17 protein-coding genes are annotated in these 23,501 nt (G+C 59.9%); 13 read left to right on the top strand and 4 right to left on the bottom strand.

All coding sequences use genetic code 11. The features are described 5' to 3' along the window. Positions 1-17: 17 nt before the first annotated feature. Both VKT83_06070 and VKT83_06075 read left to right on the top strand, forming a co-directional pair. Positions 18-995, top strand: a complete 978-nt coding sequence (locus tag VKT83_06070; protein HLY22017.1) for an amidohydrolase family protein — start codon at positions 18-20, stop codon at positions 993-995. 8 nt (positions 996-1,003) lie between these two features. After that, positions 1,004-1,405, top strand: coding sequence for a VOC family protein (locus VKT83_06075; GenBank protein HLY22018.1), 402 nt, complete (start codon positions 1,004-1,006; stop codon positions 1,403-1,405). Positions 1,406-2,022: 617 nt separating this feature from the next. Here the strand turns inward: VKT83_06075 and VKT83_06080 are convergent. Further along, entirely contained in the window at positions 2,023-3,237 is a 1,215-nt protein-coding gene (locus tag VKT83_06080; protein HLY22019.1) for an amidohydrolase/deacetylase family metallohydrolase, read from the bottom strand. A 514-nt stretch (positions 3,238-3,751) separates the two neighbouring features. On the opposite strand from VKT83_06080, the gene metG reads away from it, so the two are divergent. The 5 genes from metG to VKT83_06105 all read left to right on the top strand — a co-directional run bounded on the left by metG (position 3,752) and on the right by VKT83_06105 (position 9,329). Next, a complete protein-coding gene (gene metG, locus VKT83_06085; GenBank protein ID HLY22020.1) occupies positions 3,752-5,734 on the top strand; it encodes a methionine--tRNA ligase in 1,983 nt (660 codons plus the stop codon). 65 nt (positions 5,735-5,799) lie between these two features. Continuing rightward, the gene (locus VKT83_06090; GenBank protein HLY22021.1) at positions 5,800-6,213 is read left to right on the top strand and encodes a hypothetical protein; all 414 of its coding nucleotides are present in this window, start codon (positions 5,800-5,802) and stop codon (positions 6,211-6,213) included. A 76-nt stretch (positions 6,214-6,289) separates the two neighbouring features. Further along, a complete protein-coding gene (locus VKT83_06095) occupies positions 6,290-6,700 on the top strand; it encodes a hypothetical protein (protein ID HLY22022.1) in 411 nt (136 codons plus the stop codon). Between the two features lie 622 nt (positions 6,701-7,322). Beyond that, a complete protein-coding gene (locus tag VKT83_06100; protein ID HLY22023.1) occupies positions 7,323-8,456 on the top strand; it encodes a hypothetical protein in 1,134 nt (377 codons plus the stop codon). A gap of 474 nt (positions 8,457-8,930) precedes the next feature. Continuing rightward, positions 8,931-9,329: a hypothetical protein gene (locus tag VKT83_06105; GenBank protein HLY22024.1), complete on the top strand. Its 399-nt coding sequence runs from the start codon at positions 8,931-8,933 to the stop codon at positions 9,327-9,329. Between the two features lie 4 nt (positions 9,330-9,333). Here VKT83_06105 and VKT83_06110 read toward each other — a convergent pair whose 3' ends face one another. Next, complete coding sequence (locus VKT83_06110) at positions 9,334-10,317, bottom strand: hypothetical protein (protein ID HLY22025.1); 984 nt, start codon at positions 10,315-10,317, stop codon at positions 9,334-9,336. 313 nt (positions 10,318-10,630) lie between these two features. On the opposite strand from VKT83_06110, the gene VKT83_06115 reads away from it, so the two are divergent. The 3 genes from VKT83_06115 to VKT83_06125 all read left to right on the top strand — a co-directional run bounded on the left by VKT83_06115 (position 10,631) and on the right by VKT83_06125 (position 15,603). Further along, positions 10,631-12,367, top strand: coding sequence for a hypothetical protein (locus VKT83_06115; GenBank protein ID HLY22026.1), 1,737 nt, complete (start codon positions 10,631-10,633; stop codon positions 12,365-12,367). 1,034 nt (positions 12,368-13,401) lie between these two features. After that, complete coding sequence (locus tag VKT83_06120; GenBank protein HLY22027.1) at positions 13,402-14,229, top strand: SIR2 family protein; 828 nt, start codon at positions 13,402-13,404, stop codon at positions 14,227-14,229. A 219-nt stretch (positions 14,230-14,448) separates the two neighbouring features. Further along, on the top strand, positions 14,449-15,603 hold the full coding sequence (locus VKT83_06125) for an ATP-binding protein (protein ID HLY22028.1): 1,155 nt from the start codon (positions 14,449-14,451) through the stop codon (positions 15,601-15,603). Between the two features lie 30 nt (positions 15,604-15,633). Here VKT83_06125 and VKT83_06130 read toward each other — a convergent pair whose 3' ends face one another. Further along, positions 15,634-16,800 (bottom strand): HEPN-associated N-terminal domain-containing protein, encoded by a 1,167-nt coding sequence (locus VKT83_06130; protein HLY22029.1) that lies wholly within the window; start codon positions 16,798-16,800, stop codon positions 15,634-15,636. Positions 16,801-17,071: 271 nt separating this feature from the next. Here VKT83_06130 and VKT83_06135 point away from each other — a divergent pair, with 271 nt between their 5' ends. Further along, positions 17,072-18,106: a hypothetical protein gene (locus VKT83_06135; protein ID HLY22030.1), complete on the top strand. Its 1,035-nt coding sequence runs from the start codon at positions 17,072-17,074 to the stop codon at positions 18,104-18,106. A gap of 193 nt (positions 18,107-18,299) precedes the next feature. Here VKT83_06135 and VKT83_06140 read toward each other — a convergent pair whose 3' ends face one another. Next, positions 18,300-21,845 carry a type ISP restriction/modification enzyme gene (locus tag VKT83_06140; protein ID HLY22031.1) on the bottom strand — a complete coding sequence of 1,182 codons (3,546 nt, stop codon included), beginning with the start codon at positions 21,843-21,845 and terminating at the stop codon, positions 18,300-18,302. Between the two features lie 285 nt (positions 21,846-22,130). Between VKT83_06140 and VKT83_06145 the strand changes: the two genes are divergently transcribed. Together VKT83_06145 and VKT83_06150 are read left to right on the top strand one after the other, a co-directional pair. Further along, the gene (locus VKT83_06145; protein HLY22032.1) at positions 22,131-22,913 is read left to right on the top strand and encodes a hypothetical protein; all 783 of its coding nucleotides are present in this window, start codon (positions 22,131-22,133) and stop codon (positions 22,911-22,913) included. A gap of 125 nt (positions 22,914-23,038) precedes the next feature. Further along, positions 23,039-23,278 (top strand): hypothetical protein, encoded by a 240-nt coding sequence (locus tag VKT83_06150; GenBank protein ID HLY22033.1) that lies wholly within the window; start codon positions 23,039-23,041, stop codon positions 23,276-23,278. Positions 23,279-23,501: the final 223 nt, after the last annotated feature.

The raw sequence follows: 23,501 nt of genomic DNA on the forward strand, positions 1-23,501 counted from the left end.
AGGGCTCCATCGGTCGGTTGCTATGCTACCCGTGGGCTGGGCATGGCGGTGTCATCGACGCGCATCTTCACTTTGTCACCGGCGCGATGCTGACGCGCGCGGCAAGGCAATTCCCGCGCCCACGCCGGCCGCAGGCGGCCTCTGCAACCCGTGGGCGCCGGGCAGAGGACGGACCTGCGACGGTGCCCCCCGAGCAACTGGCGCGGCAATGGATCGAGGTCCTGGATCGACACAGAATCGATGCGGGGTTCTTTATCGCGATCGGTGAAGGCAGCGAAGAACTCGCCACACTGGTGCGGCAGCATCCCTCACGGTGCTATGCCTGGGGCAGCGTCGTCGACGCCACGGCGCCGGGTGCCGCGTCGGACGTACGGCGCTTTCCGCAGTGGGGGTTGCCCGGTCTGAAGCTTTACCCACCGTTCCAGTGGTTCAGTCCCGGCAACCGCGCAATCTACCCTGTACACGAGGCCGCAGCTGCTCTGGACCTCCCCGTGCTATTTCGTTTCGGCATCACGATCGCGCCGACATACGACTTGACGCACGCGAGCCCGCTGCGCCTTTCCGTGGCGGCCCGTGATTTTCCAGATGTGTCGTTTGGGATCGCCCACTGCGGCGCCGGCTTCCTCCGGGAAGCACTCATGCTCGCCTACCATACGGACAACATCTGGACCGACACGTCGGGTACGAACAACTGGCGCCTGTATACGCTGGGCGCGCCGTCCCTCGATGACCTATTTCGCGACCTCGCGCGCGCCTACGGGCCGCACCGCATCGTCTTCGGAACGGATTCGACGGCACCGGAGAGGTACCGTGCGGACATCGTGCGCGAGCAACAGGAGGTCCTTGAGCGGCTCGAGGTTGACGAGCGCGATCGCGCTGCCATCTTCACGAACAACGCACGCCGACTACTTAGACTTTCCCCTTCTGTCGACTACGACGGTGCTCCGACGGAGCGGCGCACGGCCCGGGCGACCGCGGCACGAGGCCCGACATGATACCGAGGGTGGGCGCGGTGCCGATCTTCACCCAGGACCAGGACCGCGCGCTCGACTTCTTCTGCAGCAAACTCGGCTTCAAAGTGCTCGCCGACTATCGGATCGGTCCGTTTCGGTGGGTTTCGGTGGGACGGGAACCCGGCGAGACAGAGCTCATCGTCTACCACCCGATCCCAGACTTCAACGGCGACGAGTTCGAAGAGTTGAGCCGGCGCATCGGCACATGGACTGGGATCGTATTCCTTACCGACAACATTTATGAGACCTACGAGTTATGGAGACGGCGTGGCGTCGTGTTCGCTGGGCCGCCCGAACGTCAGCCCTGGGGAAGCTGGGAGACACGATTTTCGGACTTCGACGGCAACCAGTTTCATCTCGCTGAGCGGCCTCGCCCGGACGCCCGAGCATGAAGAGGCACGATTCTGACGCCCCCGATAGGGACTAGGTGCATGGGTTCGAATACCACCTTCCTCCGCCCCCCTCGATCTCCGTACCGCCAGGTTGACCGGGTGAAATGTCAGCCCGGCAAATGGGGGCAACTGCAGCCAGTCTCTCAGCCTGGCGTGTACGCCCACCCGATCCACAGGGCCGGAAACTCGACAAGGTAACGACGCTCCGGAAGGTGACCGAGGCAGACTGTCTGAACGGTGCCCCAGGGGTGCCCCAACGGAGGGGTTCTGGACCACTGGCGGCTTTCGAAAACCCTTATTTTACCGGAGCCGGCGATCGGATTTGAACCGATGACCTGCGCATTACGAACGCTTGATAGCGATATCGTTGGATCCTACAAGGCGGCGGCGGGTAGATCTCTCAAAATCGGTCACGCGCTGGCCGATCGCGATGGTGGGGTTCCCCGGAGGTGGTGGCGCCTCTGGCGCGTTCGTAGGAGATGGCCAACCATCCCTGTCAACGGAAGGTGTTGCGAGGCTCGAAACTGGCCAAGTGTGATCCCGGACAGAACAAGGAAAATCCGAAGCACCCTGTCCACCATAAACCCCTGGGCACGTCCGACCCATCGATCCGGCGTCTAGCCGGCGTGGTGGTGATGAAGGTGGTGCACCGCGTGCGGGGCCGCCGTCTCGCGGTACACCCGGCCGCCGCGCACGACCGTCTTCGGCACCAGGCGCTGCCGTCCGGTCCGTACCTCGCCGTGCGAGTCCTCGAACCGGAACTCGCCCTCGCGCAACTCGAAGGCCACCGCATCTCCCCAGGCACCGGCCCGCAGCGTGCCAATGCGGTCGGCCATGCCGAGCGTCTGCGCCGGCGTCGCGGTGACCTTACGCAGCGCGTCCTCGAGGGACATGCCGAGGTGCAGAAACTTGCTGACCGTCGTGGCGAGGTCGAACGCCGGGCCGTTTACGTTGTAGGCGTGCAGGTCGCTCGAGATCGTCTGCGGCTGCACGCCCTGGCGCAGCGCGCGCTCCGCCACCTGCCACGAAAAGCTACCGCGGCCGTGCCCGACGTCGAAGATTACGCCGCGCTCCATCGCCGCATACACCGAACGGCGGACCTTGCCGTCGTCGTCCAAGATACCGTGCGACTGTCCGTGGAAACAGTGGGTCAGCATGTCGCCGTCCCGCATCACGGCCAGAATGTCGTCGAGCGACTCGCACCACGCTTCTTGCGGGTGCACCATAATCGGCAGGCGCACCGCGTCCGCGGCCTCCCGCGCCAGGTAGAGCGGCTTCATCCCGGCGTCCCGGCTCACGATCTGATTCCGCGTGAGGCGCACCTTGACGCCGAGGATGACGTCGCGGTGCTGCTCGATCGTCGCGATCGCCTTGGGCACGCTGGCGTATCGCAGGTCGTCGAGCTCGCCCACCGCCGCGCTCAGCATGCCCATCGAGGAGATGTTGAGCCGCGCGTAGAGGCGCGTCGCCGCCACGTCGATGACGTACTTGCGGAACCCCGGGAACGTGTCGGCGCCCGCCGAGCCCGCGTCCACCGCGGTCGTCACGCCCTTCGCGACGCAGTTCGGGTCCGGCTCGATGCCGTAGTGGCTCACGCCGTAGAAGACGTGGACGTGGAGGTCGATCATCCCGGGAGCGACGAGGAGGCCCGAGCAGTCGACGGTTTCCGCGGCGTCCGCGACCCGCAGGCCGGGATCCACGGCCGCGACGTACGCGCCGGCGAACGCCACGTTCGCGGCGGCACGCGTCCCCTCGGCGGGGTCGAGCACCGTGCCGCCGGCGAGTAGCAGGTCGTATCGCGGGGCCATGCCTTCCAGGTTCACCGGTACCACGGCGCGGCTCCTCCGCACGGCCCATCGTGCCGCCTTAGTCGCGACTGCCGGTTGGCCCCACTTCCGAGCGGCGGACTGCGGTCATTGACAGTCGCGGCCGGTCCCCCTAGAGTAGAGTGAAAGCGATGACGGAGCGGGAGTACGTCCGCCCGCCGACCCGGAGTTCGCGCGGCAGTCGCGCGAACTGAGCGAGCCGGATCAGGTGCAAGCCGGCGGGAGCGGCGGACCGAACATGGCTCCGGAGCTGCCGGCCGAACCGCCCGGCGGATCCCGAACAGGATTCCGTCCGGTCTAGTAGGCGCGGACGCTGCGCCCGCGTGAGAGGGCGGCGTTCTACAGGCAGGGACCCGCCGTTTCACGGGGCCGGCCGAGGAACGGCCGAGGCCCGCGCAACGCGGGCAAACGTGGGTGGTACCACGGAGGCGTCCGCCTCTCGTCCCCGAGACGAGGGGTATTTTATTTTGTCCGGCCCGCCGCCGGCCACCATTTAATGAAGCGGGCCGTGGAGGGCATCATGGCGACCTACTATATTACGACGCCCATCTACTACGTGAACGGCGAACCGCACATCGGGCACGCCTACACCACGATCGCGGCCGACGTGGCGGCGCGGTTCAAGCGGCTCGCCGGGTACGACGTGTTTTTCCTCACCGGCACGGACGAGCACGGCGTGAACATCGCGCGCGTCGCCGAGCGCAACGGCGTGTCGCCGCAGCAGTGGTGCGACCGGATCGCCGGCGAGTTCCAGGCGCTGTGGCGCCGCCTCAATATCTCCAACGACGACTTCATCCGCACGACCGAGCCGCGCCACGCCAGGGTGGTGCAGGCGATCTTCACCCGGCTCTTCGAGACCGGCGACATCTACAAGGGCATCTACGAGGGCTGGTACTGCGCCCCGTGCGAGAGCTACTACGCGGAGACGGAGTTGGGGCCCGGCAGGACCTGCCCGATTCACACCAACCGGCCGGTCGAGTGGACGTCCGAGGAATCGTACCTGTTCCGGCTCTCGAAGTACCGCGACTGGCTCCTCGAGTACATCGAGGCGCGCCCGCACGTGCTCCAGCCGGAGGGCCCGCGCAGCGAGGTCCTGTCGCTGCTCCGCTCGGGGCTCAAGGACATCGCGGTCAGCCGCACCACGTTCACGTGGGGGATCCCGGTGCCGTTCGATCCCAAGCACGTGATCTACGTCTGGATCGACGCGCTCACCAACTACATCACCGCGGCCGGCTACCTCGACAACCCGGAGCGGTTCGCTCGGTACTGGCCGGCCGACGTCCACCTCGTCGGCAAGGAGATCGTGCGCTTCCACGCGGTGATCTGGCCGATCATCCTCCACGCTGCCAAGATCCCCGTCCCGAAGCAGACCTTCGCGCACGGGTGGCTCACGTTCGGGGGCCAGAAGTTCAGCAAGTCGCTCGGCACCGTCCTCGATCCGTACGCGCTCGCGCAGGAGATCGCCGCCGAATCGGGGGCCGAGGTGGACGTCGCGATCGACGCGATCCGGTACTTCCTGCTGCGCGAGATTCCGTTCGGGTCCGACGGGGACTTCAGCAAGCCGGCGCTGATCCACCGCTTCAACGCCGATCTCGCGAACGACTACGGCAACCTCCTCAACCGCACGCTGCCGCTCGTGGAGCGCCACTTCGACGGCCGCGTCTCCGCCCCCGGCCCGGAGGCGGGGGGCGACGCGATTCTCCGGGAGACGGCCGCGGCGGTCGTCGGGCGTCTGGACGGGCTCATCGACCGGCTCGACTTCCGCGCGGCGCTCGAGACGATCTGGGAGATCCTCGGCGCGGCGAACGCGTACCTCGACCGCGAGGCGCCCTGGCGCGAGATCGGCGCCGGCAATACCGAGCGGGCCGGCACGATCCTCTACAACACGCTCGAGGCCGCGCGCGTCGCGACGGTCCTGCTCTCGCCGTGGCTGCCGACCGCGACGCAGCGGGCCTGGGAGCAATTGGGCCTCGACGGCTCACCTGCATCACAGCGGTTGGCGCAGGCCGCGCAGTGGGGCGGTCTCCAGGCCGGCACGCGCGTCCGGCCCGGGCAGCCGATCTTTCCGAGGATCGAAACCACGCCCGCGGCGAAAGGGCAGGCGGTCGCCCGCTCCGCGCCCGCTCTGAAGGCCAAGGCCGCAGGGGACGGAGACGTTACGACAAGGGGGAATGTGGTGAGCCAGATCTCGATCGACGAATTCAAGAAGGTCGAGCTTCGCATCGCCGAAATTCTCGAAGCCAAGGTGGTCGCGGGCGCGGACAAGTTGCTGGAATTGCGAATCAAGATCGGGGACGAGACCCGCACGCTCGCGGCCGGGATCGCCCAGCACTACCGGCCGGCGGATCTCGTCGGACGGAAGATCGTGGTCGTGGCCAACCTCCAGCCGCGAAAGGTGCGGGGCGTGGAGTCGCAGGGTATGCTGCTCGCGGCCAGCCACGGGGATCAGGTGATTCTGCTGACGCCGGAGAAGGACGTCCCGAGCGGCGCCCCGGTCTCCTGACCGGAAGACCGCGGGGCGGCGGGCCGGACGTCGGCACGCCGGAGCCAAACACATAGGGGGTGCACATGCACGCTCGGGGCGCGTTTCGCGCGATCATACTGTTGATCGGGGCCGCCGTCGTGGCGGGGACGGTGAATCCGGCGTTCGCAGATCCGCGGGACATTTCCGTGGGCGGCGTCTACATCACCAGAATCACCCAGCCGTCGAACGGCTACACTGCCGAGCAGCGCGCGACGGAAATCACGCGGCGGATTACGCAGATCCTCAGCACCCCGGAGCTCCGGGAGGGGGCCGTGGTCACCGTCACCCAGAGCGGGGCCGACGCCCAGGTCACCGTGGGGAAAATCCTCGTCTTCACCGTCACCCCGGCCGACGCCAAGGGCTCGGGCACCACGCTCTATGTAGCGAAGCAGTGGGCGCGCCTTCTGGCGGAGGGTCTCACCAAGGCGCTTCCGGGCTCCAACTTCCACGGGTTCTAGCCACCCGGCGTCCGCGCCGCACTACCGGCAGAGTGGGTAAGAAGCCCTTAAACCAGACGAACGGAGAGGGCCTCTCATGCCGGTTCGCCGCACGATTATTATCGCAGCCGTTCTCATCGGCGCCGCCGTCGTCGCCGGCCTCGCGAGGCCGGCGCTCGCGGATCCGCGCGACGTCTCGGTCGGCGGGGTCTGGATCACGCGCATCACGCACGACTGGGCCGGGGTGAGCGCGGCCGACCGCGCGACGGAGATCACGCGGCGGATCACCCAGGTGCTCAGCACGCCGCAGTTGCGGCAGGGCGCGGTGGTCTCGGTCAAGCAGGACGGCGCGAACGCGCTGATCACGGTCGGCAATATCCTGGTGTTCATGGTGACGCCGGCGGACGCCCAAGGCGCGGGCTCGCCGATGCACCTCGCCAAATATTGGGCGGCGCTCCTGGGGCAGGGACTGACGAGGGCGCTGCCGGGCTCGGCGTTTTACTTCTAGCGACGCGCGCGCCCGCAGGCGTACGTGCCGGACGCCAGTGACCGACGACTCGCCCGGCGTACGGGAATAGTATCGAGATAACCAGAAGGCCAAGAACCCAGAAAAATTGACGGTCCATCCGGGCGAGCGGCTCGGTACGCAATCCACGCACCTCGCCACGAAGATGGCGAACAGCCGCCCCTGGAGAACCGAGGCGCCCTCGAGAAACCCCAGGCGCTTATCGATTTGCTCGTAAGCGCCTTCCAGATCCGCCATGCCATTAGCCGCTGCCCATAGTTCGTGGTCGAGTAGCCCTCCTTAGGGGAGGTGAGCCGGCGGTGCAGCATTTTGGTGCCCGCACTAGGCGAGGCTGCGACGCAGCCACTCCCTAAGCAGGAGGATTTCGTCGACGACAAAGAAAAATCACCCTAAATATTGTAGTTAAGTTTCGCTTAATCTCTATTGAAAACCGACAGTCCGTTCCATTCCATCGGGGGGATGCTGGATGGCGCGTCGGATTTCTTCTTTCAGAATTGCGCGAACTCTACTGCCACTGCTGCTTGCGTTACTAATTACTGGATGCTCAGTTCCGATTAGTAGCACACTGAGACAGATACGATTGCAATTCGGAAAACTCCCGCCGGTGTCGCTGCAAGATTTCCTTGCTCTCGCACAACCCGATGAACCTGTTGATCCTAACGACCCCAAGAATATCGAAAGAACGCACGACGAACCACTGAAACATCTCATTCGTTACTATCTCTTTCTTCGCCGGGATGCTGAAATCGACGGCGGCCGGTATGTCGACGACCCTGTCGGGGTGTTAACGTCAAGAGATCTAGGACCTATTACTTTCTCTTCGGGATCTTCCACTCTTGGCAGTGCCACACTAACAAACATTGTAGCGCTCACCGGTCCCTCTGCGTCAGTACAAAATGTGCCGGCGAGAATTTTCCGTTTCTCGGCCCTCGGCGGAAGTCTATACAATTTCACGGTAGCGACGATTGCGGCGGTTGTCAAAGCCAACAAGGATGCCATTGATGCGAATCAGACCATCAAGGACTTCCTGGCAAATCAGGTAACCGAAGCGCTAGATGAATGGCACGATGCTTTGCCTGCGGCCGATTGCGAACTCGGCCGCATTGTAATGGTACCGGCCGAGATTGATAAGACGAGGTCGATGACGGAACTGATCGATCTTGGACCCGCCGCTCTCGAAGCAAAAGTTTCTGAATACTGGAAAACGCTGAAAGAATGGGAGAAAACCAAGCACCCCTGCGAGTGGGACGCTCACCGGGTCAAGTTGGTGGTATCGAAGGATCGATTTGGGCCGCAAGATCTGGAGTGCCCTGCCAAATCATTTCCTGGCACGCAACTCGATCGGGCTGGCCAAGTGTACCGTGATAATAACGGTAACGCAATAGGTTTGAAGACATTAGATTGGTATGCGGTGGCTCAGATTTGGTCCGATCCAACAGGGGCATTCGTATATGGAAGCGATCACGCATATTTTGGTACCACAATGCAGAACGCAGCGACTACTCTCTATATGAAGATATGCGGCGACAGCGACCACGTGAACAAGCCCGGTGAGTCAGCGGACTCCTGGACTTCTACCTACACAATCACCCTCTCTAAGAGTGGTTTCGCGGACAAGGGTTTTGCTATGAAGGTTATCATGCACCAAACTACCGCAGCCGCCGAAAAGAACGCTCAAGAAGTTCGCATCGCCATGAATAAACCGATTTCTAATGCACCGCCACGGTCGACACCATGACCGCAAATGTGGACTGATTGGTCGGTGCCGCACCAAATTTCGAGTAAAAGATCACTAACCGGCCGACATCACCCCATCGCGCGGAGACTGGAAAGTAGACATGTCACAGATGATAGACCCCTAACGCTGCCTTGGGCAACAATATAGTATGGGCGAGTGACGTGTTCACGGAAGAGACGCGAAGCGCCTATTGTTTTCTGTTCCATGGCCACGTCGAGTGCCGAGGACGTGCCCCGCAACCTAGAGTTTCTCTTCTCCCGCAACCGCCTCAACGTCGCGGTTGCGCCCGCGATGTGCTTGGCGTTCGTTGTGGCAAGTCCTCGGCTCCTCGAATCGGGCCGATACGATCGAGCAGATGCGCTTAATTAATGCTCTTTGTAGATCTGTAGGTCTCGCCGCCACGTAGCAGAAGCAAGTCAGTCTGCCGATCCTGCTGCGCAGTCTTAAGTGTCTCAGCGACGTGGGAGGATGAAGATGAAAGCGTGGACCCTTGACGATACGGATTCTTACTTCAAATTCCTCTGTGCCAAGATACCGTATGCCCACACTTGGGGCGGCTCCGATCGCGAGAAGAGGGAGGAAATTCGCCGCGCTGTTGCGCCAAGCTTCCCTCTCAATATTCCACCGGCTCGTTGGTGGGCTCTTAGACTGTACACTCGCAAACGTGGTGACGATTGGGATATAGAGAACATACCGAAACTCGTTGTGGATGCTTTTTCGAAAGACCAAATTGGAAAAGATCGATCGGCCTACCCCGAGGTTGGCCTTTTCGCCTACGACACGATTGATTACGTCCGGATCGTCCAAGTGGCCGGAGAGCCACGGTCCGACGAAGACTCAACCATCGTTGAGATCTTCGGAGCGAAGCCTTAGCATCCTAGGACTGCGCCTGGTTCTGGCGAGCGCCAGCCGGCCCTTGCTGCGGCAGAGGCCACAGCCGCTCAAGTTTCCAAATCGGCCCGCTTGCATTGTGGAGACCATCACGCTTGAAGTCCCAGCCCTCCGGCAGCCACGGCCCTTTGGTCAGCACATACACTTCGTCGAACTGAGGGTGCGCCGCCAAGGCCGCGCGGAACTCCTCGCTCCTATCGCCACGCAAGGCTCCGATTAGGTCCCAGGCACAGGACTCTTCCACGACCAGTAGCAGCGAAAGCGCTCCTGCACCAGATGCCTCAGCCAGCTTGCGGTACCGGTCAAGCTTCGCCTGCTTGTCGGCGATCGCATCGATAAGCGATCGTGTATCCGTCCAGAAGACCCTTGGAATCGGAGTCCGCCACTCGTACGCATCGCCCCCTGGCACTGGTTCCTTAAACTTGTATTCAACCTCAGTCGACGCCGCGGGAGTGATTAGCTCCACGTACACATGGCTCGCCCAGCGGAAGAGCGGCGTGGGATCCTGTTCACGCACACCAATCATGGCGGCCCGGCGGTCTCGCTCGGCCGTTCGAAGGGCTCGCTCGATGGCGGTCCTTACCGCCGTCTGGTCTCCAGAGGATCTCAGAAACTCCTTAATCAACGGTACTGAATCGATGAGCCCGACGGTTTGATAGATGGTGAACGTGACGCGATACCCGCGTGCTCCAAGGCACGTGACGGCCACGTCTCGGAGCCACGTGTACCACCGGCCGAGGAGTTGCTCCTCGATCTTGGCCTCTCCCGAGGCACGGTCCCCGCGGTAAACGCGGGTCACTTCGACAGCGATGCGGGCGCTGTGGTCCTCGGTTTCGAGAAGGGCGTCGAGGTGGTCGCCGTTGGGGTTGCCCACTGGGGGGTGCATGGCAGCGAGAGTCAGTGGCGGACGGTGGAGCCGCCGGAATTCGTTGATGTGCTCGAGATCTGTGGCCACGCTTAGCTGGCTCACGGTCGAATCTCCCCGACAGGATATGTTGGATACGATCGTACAGCCGTCCGTTGCCGTTGCCTAGGGGGGAGTGGGAGGGTGGGTGTTCCTTCGGTGTGCGCTACCCCCTGTCTTTGCGCAAGCTCAGGCCACGAAGGCTCTTGCATCCGTCCGTGACCTGGGGTGTACTTTGAGCTGTCAGCGAGGCGCCTTGACCAAACCGTCCGGAGGGATTACGCTTTCCAAAATCGGCAAACCGCCGATGAACCATCAACGTTAGCAGCTGAACCTTATGACTATCATTCTCACGTGCCGGGTCCCCGAAGGCGCGATCATGCTCGCCGATAGTCGCGCAGTCTGGCAGCGCGCCACAACGCCGACAAAGCCGAGTGTTTCTCAAGACACACTTCAGAAGATACTTCCGCTCGGTCCGCGCTCCGCCATCGGCTACGCCGGCGGCGTCGGTGCTGCCGGTCTCATTATCAACGAGATTCGCAAGCGATTGCGAGCAAAGCCACGCCTGCGGACGGTGCGGAAACTTGCCGCGGACATCCCGCGCGTAGCTAAGTACTACTACGGGGTTTACGTGAGTCGTACGGGCCACAAGCCATCCGTCGCCCTGATGCTGGGCGGTGTCACGGATTCCGGGGCAGTGCTTACGTGGTGGTTTGCCTCGCCGACGTTCGTCGGGCATGAATTAGCAAGCGGCTACAAGGTGCTGGGATCCGGAGATGTCGTCGAGTCCCGCCTTGCGGTCGTCTATCCAACGTTGGCCGGCCTCCCCGGCCTCAAGGACCGGACCGACTCGCTGCTGTGGGAACTCATGGACGAGCTTTCACGGATCGGCGTGCCGACTGTGGGCGGACTGCCGCAAGTGGTGGCACTCACGCAGAGCGGGATTCAGCCTCTTCGCTACGGATTCATGACGGTCGACCCTCGAGGGTCCGCATCGCCAGCTCGGACTATGGAGATGGTGTCCGGACGATGGATTCAGACAGATCTAACATCCGGCGATCAAATTGCCGTCACGGAACCTGCGGCCCTGTTGTCAGGGCCGCCCGTCCCGCGCCGGGTGCACGACTATGCTCCCGCTGTCTCCGCGCCCATACTCAAGTGGAACCTCACCCGGTTCCTCACCTGTCTCACCGTCGACCGAGATGCGGGCTCGACGGAATTCAACGGCGTCTTCACTGCACTCGCGTCAAGTGAATACCCCGCGCGCGTTACCTTCATGGTCTCGGCCCGTTTTTGGGGCCCCGTGGGTCAACGCGAGGCGACATTCGTGCTGGTTCGCGGAGATGAACGTCAGTCGCTTCTCTCGGAGACGGTCAACGTTCTATACGCGACTGAGGATGTTCAGTTGGAAAGGGTGCTGACCGCGAGCATTCAGGGGCCCGGCCCGGCGTTCTTGGAGTTCAGCATTGACGGGCACACTCTTGGGCGCCGTCCCCTGTACTTTGGCGAAATGCCGCACGAGTTCACGCAAGAGGCACCTTCTCAGAATCCCGCGACGTTGAACAGGGCGCTCCTTGAACAGCAGCGAGCTTGCGTCGACGCTGTAATAGAAGAGTCACGCGAATCCAAAGTCGTGTACTGGACGATCTGCCACAACTGCATAGCTGACGGCACCCGCCTGCGCTTTGAGGGTGAATTGATGGTGGTTTATTGGCGCTCGTATCCCCTGCGATTTCCAGCGATGCTCGCGGGCGCCTTTTTCATGCCAGCCGGCGCGCATACGATTCGAGTCGACCTCGTAAACGCAGCGAGTCGTCAGGTAACGCCAATAACGACCGCCCACGTCACCTCTTCCTCAAGCTATGTTTTCACGACAATTCACGGGCAGTGTGAAATCGTGATCCCGTCGCATGGACTGTACTTCCTCAACCTCTATGTGGACGATGTTCTCACCACGCCGATCGTCCTCGTGGCGGAGACCGACCAACCGGCGATTTCGTACGGTCTCCACGACGCCGATCTCGAACGCGTACGACGTGGCGAGTTCGCTGTGTTGCTGAGGGGCGCAAAACAAACTGACGTCCCTGGGAATTCGCAGATTGTCCCTCTAAGATAGACGAGCTCTCTCAATCAATCTCGTGGTCGGTCTTGAACCTGTTGAGATGGTAAGTACTTTTCAGCAAACGCTTGATCGCCGTTCTCTCCCCTAGTGAAAAACCGTACGGGCCGGTCGCCGGCGGTGCTCGAGGTCTCGGCACGCAGAGGGGTCAAGAATTTGTCGCTGAACTTCATTCCATTCTCACAATGAAATCATCTGCGACGGGATCAACTACGCCTTCAAACGAGGGGCGAAACACGAGCCCGATGTAGCCGAGAGCCACTGGGATTAGCCCGATGAGCGAGAGCGCGAATAGCCTAATTGGGGCGGTCAAGAACACCGTCGCGTACGCGACGACTAAACAGGCGCTCGGAATAGTGACGAGTCGTTTTCCCGTTCCATCCAGTTCGTACCATTTCTGCGTGGGCACCCGACCCATTCGGCTCGCCTCTTCGTTTTGTGATTTCAAGAACTACCGCAGTTCGACTCCTCTGCGGAGGTGACGCCGGTCCGTCCCAAGAGAAACACGACAATTGAAAGCCCGAGATAGAACAGGAGCTCCCCCGCCCAGCAGGGAACCATCTTGACCCTCTCCACCCCCGGAACACCTGGGCGCAGTGAATGATGTGGAAGCGATCTACCCGGGGTTGATGAAGCGGAAAGAAACCCTTGAATAGGTCACGCGTGCCAAAGTCTGTCTGATTCCGCTGGCGTGTCTCGTGTTGAGAACTCTCAAGAGGTGAAAGCTAATGCACAAGAATCTGACCGCCCTGTTGGGAGCCGGCGCATCAGCTAGTTGTGGTTTGCCGACGATGTGGGCATTTGTAGACGAATGGTTGGACCGTAAAGACGAACAATCGCAGCTTCCGTTGGCACACTGGATTCTCCGAGGTTGGGGCCATCCAGGGCACGCGACTCCTCAACACGATCTTGAGGGACTGCTTACGATACTCCAAGACCTGTCCGAACAAGAGCGACCGACCGGAACGTCATTTGGTATCGAACTGGGCGTTGGATCCTTACACTATCCGTGGGTGAGGGCGAGGCACTACTTGGATGAGCAGGTCGGCTTCAAGACACAGGGCCACTCTGCAGGACGTTTTCGTGAGTGGTACACATCCGATAATCCGCTCATAGACTTCGTTCTCAGCCACGAGAGCAATAAGGAGTGGACTTGGAAATACGTACCCAATGAAGCCCGCGCGATTTTCAACGATCTGAAGGAATTCATGCTTACTCGCTTGGCCACTGTTGACTCTGACCAAGCGCGTAACATGTTCCTTGAGTTCCTTCACTTGCTCTTGGATGACGAATCAAGAGCTTACTGTTTCTCGCTGAATTACGATCTGGTCCTCGAAGATGCTCTAAACGGGTCACAGTGGGTCCTTGAGCGCGGCTTTGATCACACTGGCAGATGGAGAGGACTAGACTTAAATGGCAGTGGAAGACCGAAACTTATCCTCGGTAAGATGCATGGCTCCCTCGACTGGACACTTGATGAGCATCGACAACCTATCGCTACCGCGACGAAGGGGCGAGTGCCCCCGGAGACGTTAGTCGTCTACCCGGTAGCGACGAAGCAGTGGTACAGGCAGCCGTTTTTCTCGCTCATTAGTTCCTTTTCTGACCGGTTAATGGAATCGGATGTCCTTATCATTGTCGGATGTTCCTTAAGAGACGAGGCAATCGTCAGTGTGGTGAGCGATGCATGTAACCGAAATAAGAGTCTCCGCCTCATAGTGGTTTCGCCTAGGATGAGTGATCTTGAGGTACGCCAACAACTATCTCTTGCGGCGCAAACAATTGTCCGATTAATTAATACTCGATGGTTGGGGCCCGAGACTGTCGCGGCACTCTCCGCGCAAATCGAAACGGCTTGACGCCGCCTGGCTAGGCGATACAAACGGCGGACGGTTTCTCAGCGGACAGCCCGGCGGGGTGCACCGTGCAACGGCCGCGTTTGGGCAAGCACGAGGCCGTCGTTGTGAAGTTCGCCTGGCTCTAGTATCGTATACGGCATCGTTCTCCGGGCGACGTCGGACCGCTGAAAGGGACAATCCGTGCCAGACGACCGGAACTTGGACTTATACACAAAGCCGATGGACCAGATCGAATTCGAAGATCTGGAAGCGTTCCGCCGAACGCAGCCGCGCGAAAGTCCGCGGCTAGACTTCAAGCAACCTATGGACCAGCGCGTGGTAGAAACCGTGGTCGCCATGGTCAATACTGACGGCGGCCTGATCCTCGTTGGTGTGCCGGAAGAGGTCGTGGCAGGCCAACGGACCAAGGGCATGGGATGGCCGCCGACCGGTGTGCAAGCGTCGGCAGAAGACGCGTTTATGAGCATGTGCCGGGCGGCGTACGGGGGAGACTACCTTCCTAAGATCAAACCGCTGGCGATTCCTGACCACGCCGGCAGGTACGTCCTGTTTATTCGAATTGACAGGCACACCCGACCCCGAATTCTACGTCACGATGAGAAAGGTGTGCTGATGCGGGTCGGAGATCAGAATATCCCTGCGACCATCGAGCAGCTCGAGGAACTCCTAATTCACAGGCCCCAGCGGGCATCAGACCTCGAAGGTTTGTATGAGCCGCTACGTGCCGACCTTGACATGGCCTTGTCGACGGATGGTGTCATAACGTTGACTGCCGCCATGCGGTACCCAGCGCCGGCGAATGGGTTCGGCGCGCCCGAACGAGAAGCGTTGCGGAAAGCAGCAGCATGGTGCCTCGGTGCTTACCACGAACTCCGCGTGTCGTCCCGCTATCGGCAGATTGAGTTTCGCCATGGTCCGAGCAGAGATACCGCCCTGTTCTACGCGGTCGGCATGGCGGTTGTCAAAATCCGTAAGTTAGCGGCCACGGTCGCGGAGTGGGACTGGGTGCTCGGCGAAACCCTTGTCGCATTGCGGAGCCTCCGAGGCAACGACGCCGGAGCTGTCTACCCGGTTGTGCGGGAGGGAACAGTAACGCTCGCTTTGAACGGCTGGACGTCCATCGGAGTGACCGGCCTCACGCCACAACTGGAGGAGGGCAGCGCTGGGCAACGCGTCATACACGATGCGGAGGTCGATGCTGGGATAGCGAACGCGGCGGTCGCCAGGGAATTCATGGCGCATGTACTTGATGACGCGGGCTACTCGGGATACGAGACGATGCTCGACATGGCACTCGCGAATCCCGACGCCTTCATTAGTTCATACGTCGCCGGGCGAGCGCTACTGGGACTAAGACAGCGGCCACAGCCGTAGAACAGGAACGCGGAAAATCATGCAGTACCGCTAACGGTCGAGACGACGCACGACACTTAGATCCTCGAATCGAAGTAATGCTTCTCGCCGATCGGTTCCCGTCGGTTCTGGTCTCATCTCATCATCCTTCAATAGAAAGAGCGTGTAGTTCCGCCTGCCGGTCCGTGAACTCGTAAAGCTGACGCCTTCTAATCTGGCGTCTGCGTACCTGACCTGTGTCCTAAAGTACTCGGTCAGTACTTGGGTCGGTGCGTATTCGATGTGCTCCCGGCCATCTTGGGTGATCGGTTTGGAGATATCTGTGGCGAACGCACGCAAGAACATCAACGCTTTCCGTTCCCAGCCATGAGTCTCGCTAAAGTAGCTCGGCACAGCCGGGACATCATGCAGATCGAGGATCCAAGCTGCACGCGTCGTCACAAACCCGCCTACTGCGTAATCGCCCGGCTCGCGGTACACTTCCGCCACCGCTGTCTCGATGTCCTCGGCCGCGTGGAACATTGGGATACCTGCCGGACTCATCCGATTCTGCCTAGCCCTCTCGGCAGGCGGCGGCCCCAACGCCTCCTCGGTGTCATACACGGCGCCATCCGGCTGATGTCGTGCACGGTAAACCAGGGTTCCGGCAGACAGCTTCGCGATCAGCCCCACATCGATGGCGCGTTCACCGATCTGCTGGAGCAGTTTGTCGGGGGTCAGCAGTTCGGTCTCCCACCACTCCGGCTCGGGAAGGTCCGTGTGGCGGAAGAAAAATCTCCGTTGGTGCATCACAAATTCGGCAAACGATTCCCAACTCAGACGGAGTTGCTCCTGTTCCGGGAGACCGAACGGATCCTCTTCGGCCCAGAACCCCACACTTGCCGGCGTGCGATCTATCTCTTGCACAAGGGCGTCGAGGAGGCGTCCATCGCGATCGCGAGGTAACTCCAACGAGATTTCGTCACGCAGCAGCTCCTCCGTAGAGTAAGTGGTCCCCTGGTACCCGCCCTCCCCAGAGTCAAAGGGCAGCCCGGAATCTGCTGGATCCGTGTACTCCAAATGTAGATATTCGGCGATATGGTCAGCAACCACATCCAGCGACGCGGCGATAGGGACATCGCTACGCGCGCCGCAGAAATCGCATTCGAGCGCAGCGGCCGCGCCCTCGATGAAGTTGCGTAGCTCTTCATCCCCGAAACAGTTCGGACAGACATACATGGCAAGGGGATTTGCGTTCTCCTTTGCAAGGTGAAAGCCCTGGGCACTATCGTCGGGTGTAATAAAGGACCATGCGGACTCGAACCGCCGCGATCAGGCGCGCCACGGAATGGGGGCTCGCGATTGACGCCGCATGCCGTCAACTCCGCAGCCGATCCTGCGGCCTTGCAGCGTAGGACCAACGGGACGCCGGGCGCCAGAGATCGACTGCTTGCGTGCCGGGCTTAGAATGAGGCTGTGAACGGCGCGTACCACCAAATGGAGACCGCGAATGGTTAGAGACCTTCCTACCGACGATGAGTGCTTGGATCAAATTTACTCTTGCTCTAAGGACGACTTATATATAGCTGAAACCTGGGGATTGCACCAGGCGAGTCTGCCGAATCTCGAGGCCGAATTCCGTGAGCTGGTAGAAGCTGGCATCTTAGAATCTGACAAGTTCGAAGACTTTAGGGTGATTGCCGAGGAGACCGGAGCACTCGATAAAGCGTTTCGTGGACGGTTTGTCCAGTTTTTGAAGGACAAGACCCTGTCCTTCACTGGAGACGACCGAAATCGACTCCGTGGCATACCCGTGGGATTACTGCCAAGTTGGGAATTAAATGCCTGCGCGATTCAAACCCCGAGAGGCGGAGTGGTTATCATCTTGAACCAAGGTATCATCCGTCACGTCACTCTCATTTACCGCTGCGCCCTCGCGTTTATGACTTGGAAGGACGAGGAACCGTTTTGCCGTGATGCCCCACAGCAGGCTTACGGTGGAGCGCTGATCGGGCTAGCGCAATACGCGGTTACCGGCGATTTCTCTCATGTGTTGCACCATAGGGCGGGGCTCGTGTTCCCAAGCCTCAAGAGTTATGAAAACAGCACAATCTTGTTTAGTCTTCTCATGGAGATCTTCATTCTGCTCCATGAGTACGGACATGTTGTGAAGGACCACCTCTCGCCTGACAAGGTGTCTCCGGCGTTTGCTGGCAAGTTGCCGAATATGCACCAATACACGAAGTCCCAGCGGCAAGAGTTCGAGGCCGATCAGTATGCCATTGATAGGCTTTCATCCAAGGTTGTCGGACGAGTGCAACCGCACGATCTCGCCTTTGCACCGGGTCTTGTATTGAAATTTCTGGAACTTTGCGAATGCGTGGCGCAACGCCTCAATGCACCCCTGCCGAAAACTCATCCTCCGGCTGGGGCACGATGGGAACGTATCAAAATGCTCACAGGTCTTCCCAACGCCAAAGGCTCTTTTGTGCTTAGGTTGGAACCGGCTTTCGATATCTTGATACGAAGCTTACAGCGAGCATAGGTGAACCCAGCGACAAGAACTGACTTCGCTAATAGCTAAATCGATCGTGATAAATCGATGTGCCAACGTCCCCGATGTTTCTCCGGTTGCGCGAAATGCATCACAATTTTGCGGGACTGTGCCAGTATCTCGGCGCTAATCGTTGGAGACCGGATTCCGGCATCAGGAATTGTGGGGGCCGCCGCAGCTTGTCCTACGCTTTAGCCGGAAGCTGCTCAGGTTCGTCGCCAGCCAACTGAAAGTCCTCAAGTAACCACGCGTCTGCCGCAACGCGTTCGTAGGCCGCATCGAGCGCTGGCCGTAGGCATAGGAGAGCGGCAATGCGCAGAACGATGCCACGAAACTCGTCCAACTCCCGCAACGACAGTGCCGAATTGTTGCGTCGGTTGGCCTGCCGATAACCTAACCATTTCTTAAGTACGGGATAACCGCCCAATTCATATCGCCAGACCTCACGGGGAACATTCGCGAGATAGACGCTCTCATTAAGGTACAGATCGCCAGTCGTGGTGCCCCATTCGGCGCGAAGGGGTTCCGAGTCAGTCGGCGGTCGCTCATCCCAGCGTCCCGTGGCTGCACCATAGTAGCTATACTCGACCAACAATTCCGCTTGCTTAACAACGCCGCCGCCGATCCGACGAACAACACCGAACGTCTTCGCTTCTTTACCGATAAGGGCCGTGATAGCGGTCGCGGCCTCAGACAACGGATCGAGCAAGATCGCAAGGTGGTCTCCGAGGCTCACCACGTGGTCGAATTCAGCCTGGTTCTTGGAAATAGGGATGCGCGGCCAGCCCTGCGACAGAGAGTCCTTGTTATCAGTTTCGTACTGAGGTGAGTGGGCGATAGCACAGCAATAGCGAAAGAGAGCCCGGCACAGTGTTTTCGCGTTCCAGCCTTTCAGATCACCCTTCAGCTTCCATCTTGCACGAAGAGCAGTCCACACGCTCTCAGCCATATTCGCAACCGGTCCGAGAGTTTGTGCATCCGGCTTGAACAGCTCGCCGACTTCCTCATTCGAGCGTATCTCAGCAGGGAAGCCCACGGAGCCCCAATCGTGCAGGTGCAGATCGAAGAGGCTTCGGAGGATCAGCGGGCGGCTTTCCGAAACACGCCGCGGCTGTGGCGCGGCGACGAGAAATTCATTACCGCCGAGACTGTCACCAAGTTCCGGGCGGGGCCGGTTCAACAATTTCGCTTCCGTTTCATAATAGATCCATCGCGCGTCGAATGGAAAAAGGACGTACGGAACGATCCTCTGCTTCTGGAAGCCTACAGTCTTTCGGAGGCGCTCCCGAGTTTGCTTGGGATCGTAGTCGGCCCGTTCCTCGCAGAGGGCGGGGTAGCGTTTTTGGAGTTCGTCGAAGCTCAGATCAGAAAAGTAGTCGAGCATCCGCTCGGCAAGCGCGCTGGGGTCCGCGTCGATGACACTACCATCGAGTCCGCGATTCGGATTGACGCCTTGAAACCACCTTGGGAAGAGGTCTTCGAGCGAGGGCCAGTCTTCGAAGCCCGCTTGTGACCGAGGAGCAAACTTCCAGCCTGTCGACTCCGACGGGGCGAATTCCACATAAGGGCGCGGTCCCTCTGGTTTCTTGGCCGCTGCCCCTTGTTGAGCGGCAGGCCAGAGTTCCATGTCGAGAGAGGCCAGCAGCGCTTCTCGCTTTTTTGCGGCACGCCCCCAAAAATCGCGGATGAAGACTCTTGCGCGTTCGGTATGCTCGTTGCTGCACTTCAACACTGTCGAGACGCATGTCCCGACCTTGATCCCTGGACCGACTTCGTCCGTGCTGAAAATCGTCTCGCACGAATCGCCCCATGGAGTGCGCTCACTGGCTCGACGGTTGCCGTGAAGGTTGTCAATCCAGATCGCATTAAAGTGACTCAGGAGGGACTCGCGCATGATTGGATGCGACCGTCCAACCAGATAGGAGCTGTTTGAGATGAAACTCACAATCCCAAATTCCGCGTTCTCGCCAATTCGAATGTCGGCGAGGCGAAAGAAGCGAATGTAGAGATCGTCCAGCAAATGTTTGCGCACACCCCAGCGCGAATAGAGGAGAGTCTGGCCGATCTGTTTGCCTGCATTGTTTCTCGTAATCCCTTTGTAGTAATCGACCAAGTCGGCCTCCTCTTCTAACGGAACACCGGCAAAGCGATTATATGGTGGGTTCCCAAGAACCACGATGATCTTTGCGTCGCGCTTCACGTGACTGGCGGCATCATGCTCGTCCTGGAGCTCCGGAAAATTCAGCTTCAATTGATCGGGGCCATGCCAGCCGGTTAGGGCATTCGTTAGGAACACCGCAGGGCGATGTGTTTCGTCAGGCGCGGAACCCAGCCGTGCGAGCAGAAGATACAGTTGCAACTGGGCGACGACGAACGGCGCTGTCAGAATCTCGAAGCCGATGAAACGCCGGCAGACGGCATCCAAGAGCCGTGCCGGAATGGTCGCGCCCGCGCCGTCTCTTTCTAATTGTTCGGCTGTATAGCGCAATACCTCGACAAGATAGGCTCCCGTCCCGCACGCGGGATCAAGAACAACCACCCTGTCGTCTGCGAACCCGCGGGTGCAACCCAATTTCTCGCGAAGGATGCGATCAATTTTGCCGACTTGGTACCGAATTATTGATGTGGGCGTATACCACACGCCGAGTTCTTTGCGCAGGTCGGGGTCGAATGCCTCAAGGAACGGCTCGTAAAAGTATGTGATTGCTGTGGCGGCAGGCTGTTCCTCGTGCTTCAGCGTCGGGAGACGGAAACGTTTGAAGAAAAGCTCATGGTCCACGCGCGCCAATGTCTCTGTCGCGATGTCGAGGTGCTTCGCAAGACGAAGTTCCTTGATGCGCGAAGGATGCCGGAATTCGTGAAAGAGACTGCCTAGGAACGGAATCTTTAGGTAGTCGGCCAGGTCCTCCCATTTGAAAGGCGTGGTCCGCTTGCCCTGCGACCAAAGGGCCCAGCCGGCAAAGAGTCCGTAAAATGCCGTCTGGATCAAGGAGGATCTGAAAAACTCCTCGCCTTCGGGGCCGACAAACGTCACACCGAGGGCCTTGCCGAAGTCGTCAAGTAGATCTCGGACAGCGGACGTGAATTTGTCCGGCAGGTCTGCCTTCGCTCGTCTCGCTTGACGCGCCATGATGCGGGCGAGCGACTGCGGCTCCGCGATGGGCGCGTAGCGCGTAACAGCTGTTTCAACCAGGTCAATAAGCGAATCGAGCGATGCTGGCTCAATGGGCTTCCCTTGACTTAATGCCGTCACTGACGACCAGAATTCAACCACTTGTTCCAGACGTCGACCGTCCGGTGGAACGGGACCGCTGCCCTTCCATTCCGGGGCGACAGTCACAAGACCAAACGAACGCAGATTACAGATTACAACGGCGCGTGTGGCCGCCAAGTATCGGCCAATCTGATTCTGGTTCTCGGTTGATACCGCTAGATGCTGAAGGTCGGTGTCCGGCAGTTTCACCTCACCGCTAACGACAAGAAATTCTCCGCTGCCATCATAGAGCGCAACATCGGGGAGATTGACACCCCCGTCGATTTTCTGCTCACTGGTGTTAATCCGAACGTCGAACGGCAGGTTTTCAACCTCAAGAGCCGCGCCGAGCAGAGATTTAACGGCGGGATAGTACGTGGCCTCAGTCGTCGAACCAGCCGCAAAAAGGGCGCTGATGTCTCGTGCATAGGATTTGACTGCTTTCCCGAATTTCGCAATGGCTGCCGCGTCGGCCATTGATTACTGCTGTTGGCGATTCGGCGGGTGCGCTCCTTCGACAATTATTGACGTGAGGTAGAAATTAGAAGTCTACCTGAGAGCTTGTCGGGCAGGACGAAGAACTCTTTCGATGAAGCCGGTGCGTCTGGATGTTACGGGTACGCCTTTCGCGGAGATCGGCCTACGATGCGCACAGCAACGAGTGCAGCCTCGCACCACCAACCCGTGAAAGTCTACAATGATCGGGGCGGCTCCAGGGCCGGTCCCGCAGGGCCTTTGGCGCTAATTCAGGAGTTGGTATCCGTGGCGTTGCACACTTACGCGGATGAGAGCGGCACGCATGACGAGACCGGACTACAACCCGGTGCCGAAGTGGCTGTCGTTGCCGGATACGTTGCCGAACAAGAACGCTGGGGCGAGTTAAGTCGCCTGTGGCGCAAGGCGCTCGATGATGAAGGACTCAAGGCGTTTCATGCATCGAACCTACTTGGGCCGCGTGGGTTGTCTCTTAGCTCCGACTGGACGCAGAAGCGCATTGACGCCTTTGTCTTCAGGCTCATTGAAATCACACGAGAGACTGCACTGTTTGGCGCTGCCGGCCTGCTTCAAGTTCAGCACTACAACGAAATTGTCCCCGCGCGGCTTCGGGCAGATATCCAACATCCGTACTATTTCTCCTTTCAGGTATTCCTTGCGAAAGCGTTGCAGGTACTGAACGAGGATGTTAAACCGCCGATGCCGCCCGGCCAGAACGCTCTTTTCGTTTTCGAGCAACAGGATGAATTTCAAGACATTGCGTTCGCGCTTTACAATCAGTTTCGGCGGGAGCGCGATCCGCACCAACGTCTCGGAGCCGTTATGTTTGCGGCGAAAGACCAGTATCTCCAACTTCACGCTGCCGATTTACTTGCTTACCGGCTGCGGAAGATGCTCGTCCGAAAGGTAGCGGGGAAGACTGTCATAAGCGCAGGAAGTTGGGACGATGCTCTCCGGGCGGACAGGAATATCCTAACATCATATTTTGCCGAGCCAGAATTACGCCGGATGGTCGAATACGAAATGACCCGGCGAGGTTATTGTACGTGACAAATACGCTCCCTAACCCGATCCTCGAAAGCCGTTCGAGCGCTCAAGCCGATCGGTGGCGGCCAAAGCATCATCCGGGTGAGGCAGTGCGATTGCTGTATCCACAAGCGTGACAAGCAGCTCTCATGATCGTGCTGGCGGTTGTGCTGGGGATTATCGCACCGGTCGTCGTCTGCTATACGCCGGCGCCTCAGTGGGTTGGTCGGTGCTTAGGTTCGTTCCTGGCTTGGGGAGGACACAACCCTGAGTGGTATGCGATCGTCGTGGCGGTCGTTGCCGGGATTGTGGTGGTGCCGGCAGTGCACTTTATCCATCGGTGGACCGTCGCCGCGGCTGTGCGCTTGTGGATCTTCATCGGAAGGTGATCTCTGATCTTGATAAGGAGACAGCAGCGCAAACCACAAGTCGGGACGCACATGCCACGGCGGTCCTTGGAAGGGCGCGACGTTCATTGGAGCTCGAAATCATAAGGTCAAATAGCTCCGCGGGCGTCCCAACCACCTAAGGCATAACGTTGCCAAGACCCATTTAAGGCACAACACGTTCGTCCGGCGTCATCGCCGCCCGGTAGCGTTCAACAGACTCGTC

The sequence above is a fragment of the bacterium genome (assembly GCA_035308905.1).
GTDB lineage: Bacteria > Sysuimicrobiota > Sysuimicrobiia > Sysuimicrobiales > Segetimicrobiaceae > DASSJF01.